Below are 5,755 nucleotides of genomic sequence, written 5' to 3' on the forward strand. Positions count from 1 at the left end.
TACCAGATCACGGCCACCCCGGCGGGTAATCCGGCGTTTCAGGTGAGCGTGCCGATTGAGGTCTACCTCGACCCGATCAGTCTCTTCGAGGGTCCTATTGGTCTCAACGTTGGGAGTGCCGTCACCTTGAGGGCACTTCGCCCCGACGGGTCATGGTATCCGGCACCGCTGGAGTGGCAGACCAGTGGCGGCACCGGAGACGGAGGCCCCACCGACAACCCGTACCCAGGCTCGTATCGCTTTGTGGCTGGTCCCAATACAGGGACGTTTACGCAGACCGTTCAGGTCGCCGGGTCACCACAGGTGCATGCGTCTACCACGCTGACGATTATCGATCTGTCGAGCGATCTGAAACTGAGCACGGGTGAAAACGTGCAAGGGCACAGTGTGCTTCAGGATCAGACCCTGGCCACCCCTTTTCAGGTGACGACGTTGAGTGGTCAACCGTACCTTCGGCCCATGACCTGGGAGGTCGCGACCTACATCTCATACCACGACCAAGTGCCGAATACAGGCACCTTGACCTTCGTGGGCGTCAACCAAGTTCGACTCTCGGTGAAATCACCACCAGGACAGCTTTATCTTCGGGCCTGCGACACTGAATTCCCCAGACTGTGTACCAGCACCTACCTGAACGTTGCGCCGTAGGTCATCGCGCCGGTCAACACCGTGCCGTCCGGCGATAGTGGCGGCGTGCTGATCGGTGAGAACGCCGAGTACACCGTGACGGGCACAACCGACTTCCCCACGTCGCTCAATCCGGCCCCACGCCCACCACGGCTCCTTCCCCTCAGTCCGCCGCGTCGCCCTGGGCGTACTGGAGGCGGTGCAGCCGGGCGTAGTAGCCGTTCCGGGCCAGCAGGGCGCGGTGGCTGCCCTCCTCGACGACCTGGCCCCGGCGCATCACCACGATGCGGTCGCAGTGCTCGATAGTGCTCAGGCGGTGGGCGATGATGATGCTGGTGCGTCCGTGCATGACCTTGGTCAGCGCCTCCTGAATTCGCATCTCGGTCTCGGTGTCCACGCTGGCGGTGGCCTCGTCGAGCACCAGCAGGATGTCCGGATTCTGGATCAGGGCGCGGGCGAAGGCCAGGAGCTGCTTCTGACCGGTGCTCAGGGTCGCACCGCGCTCGCGCACTTCGCTGTCGTAACCTTGAGGCAATTCCAGAATGAACTCGTGGACACCCACGTACTTGCAAGCCTGAATGACCCGCTCGTGGGGGATGTCCGGGCTGCCCAGCGTCAGGTTGCTTTCGATGGTCCCGGCGAACAGAAACACGTCCTGGAGCACCACGCCGATGTGGCGGCGCAGGTCGTACTGGGCCAGCTCGCGCACGTTCACGCCGTCCACGGCCACCGAGCCGCGCTGCACGTCGTAAAAGCGGCTGACCAGGCTGGTGATGCTGGTCTTGCCCGCGCCCGTCGCGCCCACCAGCGCCACGCTCTCGCCGGGCGTGATGTGGAGGTCGATGCCGCGCAGCGTCCAGCGGGGATCGTCGTCGGGCGTGTCCGCAGTGACGCTCTGGTCATACGAGAACCAGACGGTGCTCAAGTCCACCCGGCCCTCGAACTTGCTCAGCACGCGGGCGCCCGGCACGTCCTGAATGGTCACGTCCTCGTCCAGCACGCCGAAGATGCGCTCGGCGCTGGCCATCGCCGCCTGGAGGTTGTTCATCACGTCGGCCAGGTCCTGAATCGGCTGGAACAGTTGCCCCACGAAACCGTTGAAGGCCACCAGCGTGCCCAGCGTGATGCCGGAGGCGACCAGCACGGCGTCCGGGTTCTCGACCCCGGCGGCGCTGAGAATGCTGCGTCCGGCGAACCACAGCACCAGCGAGCTGGCGACGGCGCCCAGGATGCTCACGGCAGGCTGAAACAGCGAGAACCAGCGTACCGAATTGAGGTTGGCGCCCAGCAGCCCCCGGTTGGAGTGGTCGAAGTCCTGGGCGTTGTGGTTCTCGCGCCCGAACAGTTGCACCGTCAGCATGCCGGTGATGTTCTCGTTGAGCTTGGTGTTGACGACGGCCTGCTGAAGCCGGGTGTTGCGGAAGGCCAGGCGAATCTGAGTTCTGAAGTAGTTCGAGACCCAGAACAGGATCGGCAGCACCAGGAAACTGCTCAGCGCCAGCGGCCACGAGACGCTGAGCATGATGACCACGTAGGCGACGATCAGGAAGGTGCTGGTAATCAGGCTGACCAGCCCCGCCGTAATAAATTGATTGATGGCGTCCACGTCGCTGGTCACGCGGGTAATCAGACGGCCCACCGGATTGGCGTCGAAGAAGGCCAGCGGCAGGCGCTGCAATTTGGTGAAAATATCGCTGCGGATGTCGTACAGCACCCGCTGTCCCAGCAATCCGATGACGTAGGTCGAGGCGTAGCGCATCAAAAAATCGAGAAACCGCAGGCCCAGGTAGGTCAGCGCCGCGCCCACCAGCACGTTGTAGAGCGTCTGGCGGTCAGCCAGGTCGGCGCCGACCTTCAGCACGCCCGGCCCCAGCGCGTGGTCGATGGCGTAGCGCTGGATCAGGCCGTAGAGCGGCGCCGCCACCGAGAACAGCAGCGTGGTGGTCAAACCGATGACGACCAGTAAGGTGTAGGGGCGCAGATAGCCGAGGATGCGGCGGGTCAGTCCCGCGTCGAACTCCTTCTGGAAGGCCTCGTCGGGCTGGGTCATGCGTTCACCTTCTTAGTTTCAGGTAATCCTACGGCAGCTTTCACCACTCCGGTTTCGTCTTCCTCGCTCAGATCGCCCTCCAGTCTCTGCTTGCGGTCCAGGTCGGCGTAGTGGCCGCCCAAGGCCAGCAAATCGTCGTGGCTGCCCTGCTCAATGATGCGTCCGCGCTCGAGGACGACGATGTGGTCGGCGTGGCGCAGGGTGCTGACGCGGTGACCGATCAGCAGCACGGTACGGCCTTCCTGCACCTGGCGCAGCTCACGTAGGATGCGGCTCTCGGTCTCGGTATCCACGGCGCTCATGGCGTCGTCGAGAATCAGGATGCGCGGCTCGCGGGCCACGGCGCGGGCCAGGGCGGTGCGCTGGCGCTGGCCGCCCGAAAGTGTCACGCCGCGTTCGCCGAGCATGGTGTCGTAGCCCTGCGGAAAGCGGTCTATCTCACCGGCCAGCCCGGCGACGATGGCAGCGCGGCGCACCCGGTCCATATCGACCACGCGCTTCTCGCTGCGCAGTGGCCTGGATTTCATCACGCTGATGCGCGTCTGCACCGGGGCGTAGTCGGCGTTGTCCAGCCCGAAGGCGACGTTGCTGGCAATCGTGTCGGAGAACAGAAACGGCTCCTGCGGCACCACGGCGATGTTCTCGCGCAGCACGGCCAGGGGCAGCCGCCGCACGTCCACGCCGTCCACCCGCACGGCGCCGCTCGTCGGATCGATCAGGCGGGTCACCAGGTTGCCGAGCACCGTTTTGCCGCTGCCGGTCGGGCCGGTGATACCCAGCGTCTGCCCGGCGGGGATGCTGAGCGAGATGTCTGAAAGCACGCTCTGGTCGCCGAATTTGAGGCTGACATTCTCGAAGTCTATGGCGCCGGACAGCGACCGGATGCTGGTGTCGGTGCGCCCGTCGTCGCGAATCTGGGGCTGGGCGTTGAAGATTTCCTGCAACCGCCCCCACGACGCCGCGCCGCGCTGGAGCATGTTGGTAATCATGCCAATACTGAGCATCGGCCAGGCCAGGCGGTCTAATACCAGGGCGAACTGGGTGAACTGGCCCAGCGTCAGCGGGCTGCCCGGCACCAGGCCCAGGATCATCCGCCCGCCGTAGATCAGCACGATCACGTAGGCCAGGCCCATCAGCAGGTTCATCGAGGCTTGCAGCGGCCCCTCCACGGTGGTCAGGCGCAGCGAGCGGCGGATCAGCTCCGAGTTCATCGCCTTGTACTCGCCGATCTCGCGGTCCTCGATGGCGTAGCCCTTGACCACGCGGGCGCCCGAAAAGTTCTCCTGGGCCTTGGCCGAGATGGCGCTGTTTTGCTCCTGCACGGCCACGTAGCGGGCGCTGATGAGCCGCGCCAGCACGAACAGAATGCCGATGATGACCGGAAAGACGAACAGCACCGCCAGGGTCAGGCGCCAGGAGATGCTGAAAAACCACGAAAAGCTGACGATGAAGCTCGACGCCACGGTGGCGAGCTGCCAGCTTCCGAAGCCGATCATCTCGCGCACCGCAGACAGGTCGCCGGTCAGGCGGTTCATCAGGTCGCCGGTGCGGGCGCGGTCGAAGTAGTGCTTGTCGAGCTGCGACAGGTGGGCGAACAGATCGCGGCGCACCTCGTACTCGATCTGGCGGCTGGCGAAGACGATCTGACGGCGCACGGCCACCATCAGCGAGCCCGACAGGATCACCGAGAGCACCGCGCCCAGCGCGTAGAGGGCGATCTGGGCCGCGCTGGCCCCAGCGGTGGCGGCGTTGTTGTCGGTGGCCCGCGTCAGGCCGTCGATAATCAGCCGGGTAAAATAGGCCGGAAAGGTCACGGCCACGCCCGCGCTGAGCACCGCCAGGGTGCCGACGAAAAATTGACGTTGGTGCAGTTTCAGGTAGGGCAGCAGGGTGGAGAGTGTGTTCAAAAAAACCTCATCGGGTGAAGCTGGTCAACTCTGAGAGCAGCAAGGCGACGGCGCGTTCCCTGGGGTCAGGGCCAACGGGCAAGCGACCCAATCTGAGCTGCTCAGTCTGAGCTGCCCAGTCTCTAATCTGCTCAGTCTACGCCCGGCGGCGCCCTGCGAACTAAGCCTTTTGGCGCAGTCACGGGCGAAAACCACGGCAGGGTGAGCTTATTAAATGTTTGAAGGACACGACTGGGACACAATGTTGAACCTGGGACACAGTGTTGAACATGGGGTTGACCACAGTGTTGAACATGGGTCGGTGAGTCGGGCCGATAAGCTGACCCGACGGCCACCCCGAATGTGCGCCTTGACACCCCCCTGGAGCGGTGCTACTATCTCCAACCGGAAGGATGACGGGCGCGAAAGCAACCTCAGACCAACCGCGCTCAGGCGAAATTCTCTTCTGTACTTTCGTGCAAACCAGGTGCCACCCTAGCTCAACTGGTAGAGCACCCGATTTGTAATCGGAAGGTTAGGAGTTCGAGTCTCCTGGGTGGCTCCAGAACTGCCGCCAGGCAGGGAACGGAGCAGACAACGTAGGGCCGCACAAGACTGCGAGGTTGCGTGCAGTACCTGGTGCTGGGGGTAGGTGGCCGAGTGGTTAAAGGCGACAGACTGTAAATCTGTTCACGTACGTGTACGGTGGTTCGAATCCACCCCTGCCCACCACCTGCGGGAGTAGCTCAGCTGGTAGAGCGTTAGCTTCCCAAGCTAAATGTCGCGAGTTCGAGTCTCGTTTCCCGCTTACCGTTCTTGTAGCTCAGTGGTAGAGCACTCCCTTGGTAAGGGAGAGGTCGTCAGTTCAATCCTGACCAAGAACTCCAACATGAATGTCTGGCCCGCTATCATCCTCGAAAGAGCGCTGCGCGGGCCGCGTTCACATGCACCGCCAACCATGCACCGACAAACAGGCACCGACAAACAGGCAGTATCCGGAGGAACCACCATGGCAAAAGGAACGTTCGAGCGCAACAAGCCCCACGTCAACATCGGCACCATCGGTCACGTCGATCACGGTAAGACCACCCTGACGGCGGCCATCACCTTCACGGCAGCCTCGGCAGACCCCAGCATCGAGACCCAGCGCTACGACCAGATCGACAAGGCCCCCGAAGAGAAAGCGCGCGGC

Annotated in this window: 5 protein-coding genes and 4 tRNA genes; 6 read left to right on the plus strand and 3 right to left on the minus strand. The window is 63.5% G+C overall.

From position 1 onward, the window contains the following. On the plus strand, positions 1-648 hold a 648-nt coding region (locus tag Q0R23_RS11575), incomplete at its 5' end, for a hypothetical protein (protein ID WP_293913195.1). Here the strand turns inward: Q0R23_RS11575 and Q0R23_RS11580 are convergent. The 3 genes from Q0R23_RS11580 to Q0R23_RS11590 are packed head-to-tail and all read right to left on the minus strand — an operon-like array spanning position 627 to position 4,584. Then, the gene (locus Q0R23_RS11580; protein WP_293913197.1) at positions 627-749 is read right to left on the minus strand and encodes a hypothetical protein; all 123 of its coding nucleotides are present in this window, start codon (positions 747-749) and stop codon (positions 627-629) included. The genes Q0R23_RS11575 and Q0R23_RS11580 overlap by 22 nt on opposite strands. A 41-nt stretch (positions 750-790) precedes the next feature. Beyond that, positions 791-2,677, minus strand: coding sequence for an ABC transporter ATP-binding protein (locus tag Q0R23_RS11585; RefSeq protein WP_293913198.1), 1,887 nt, complete (start codon positions 2,675-2,677; stop codon positions 791-793). Beyond that, positions 2,674-4,584 carry an ABC transporter ATP-binding protein gene (locus Q0R23_RS11590; protein ID WP_293913199.1) on the minus strand — a complete coding sequence of 637 codons (1,911 nt, stop codon included), beginning with the start codon at positions 4,582-4,584 and terminating at the stop codon, positions 2,674-2,676. The genes Q0R23_RS11585 and Q0R23_RS11590 overlap by 4 nt, the downstream gene beginning before the upstream one ends. Before the next feature lie 468 nt (positions 4,585-5,052). On the opposite strand from Q0R23_RS11590, the gene Q0R23_RS11595 reads away from it, so the two are divergent. The 5 genes from Q0R23_RS11595 to Q0R23_RS11615 all read left to right on the plus strand — a co-directional run. Beyond that, positions 5,053-5,128, plus strand: a tRNA-Thr gene (locus Q0R23_RS11595). An 81-nt stretch (positions 5,129-5,209) separates the two neighbouring features. Next, a tRNA-Tyr gene (locus Q0R23_RS11600) sits at positions 5,210-5,295 on the plus strand. Positions 5,296-5,298: 3 nt separating this feature from the next. Next, positions 5,299-5,371 (plus strand) — tRNA-Gly (locus Q0R23_RS11605). 4 nt (positions 5,372-5,375) lie between these two features. After that, a tRNA-Thr gene (locus tag Q0R23_RS11610) sits at positions 5,376-5,450 on the plus strand. 122 nt (positions 5,451-5,572) lie between these two features. Beyond that, on the plus strand, positions 5,573-5,755 hold a 183-nt coding region (locus Q0R23_RS11615; RefSeq protein ID WP_293912660.1), incomplete at its 3' end, for a GTP-binding protein.

The sequence above is a fragment of the Deinococcus sp. genome, assembly GCF_025362455.1.
In the GTDB taxonomy this organism is placed as follows: Bacteria; Deinococcota; Deinococci; order Deinococcales; family Deinococcaceae; genus Deinococcus.

Excerpts from the sequence above, each read along its gene's own strand:
- Q0R23_RS11585 (WP_293913198.1), bottom strand. The coding sequence starts at position 2,677 with ATGACCCAGCCCGACGAGGCCTTCCAGAAGGAGTTCGACGCGGGACTG.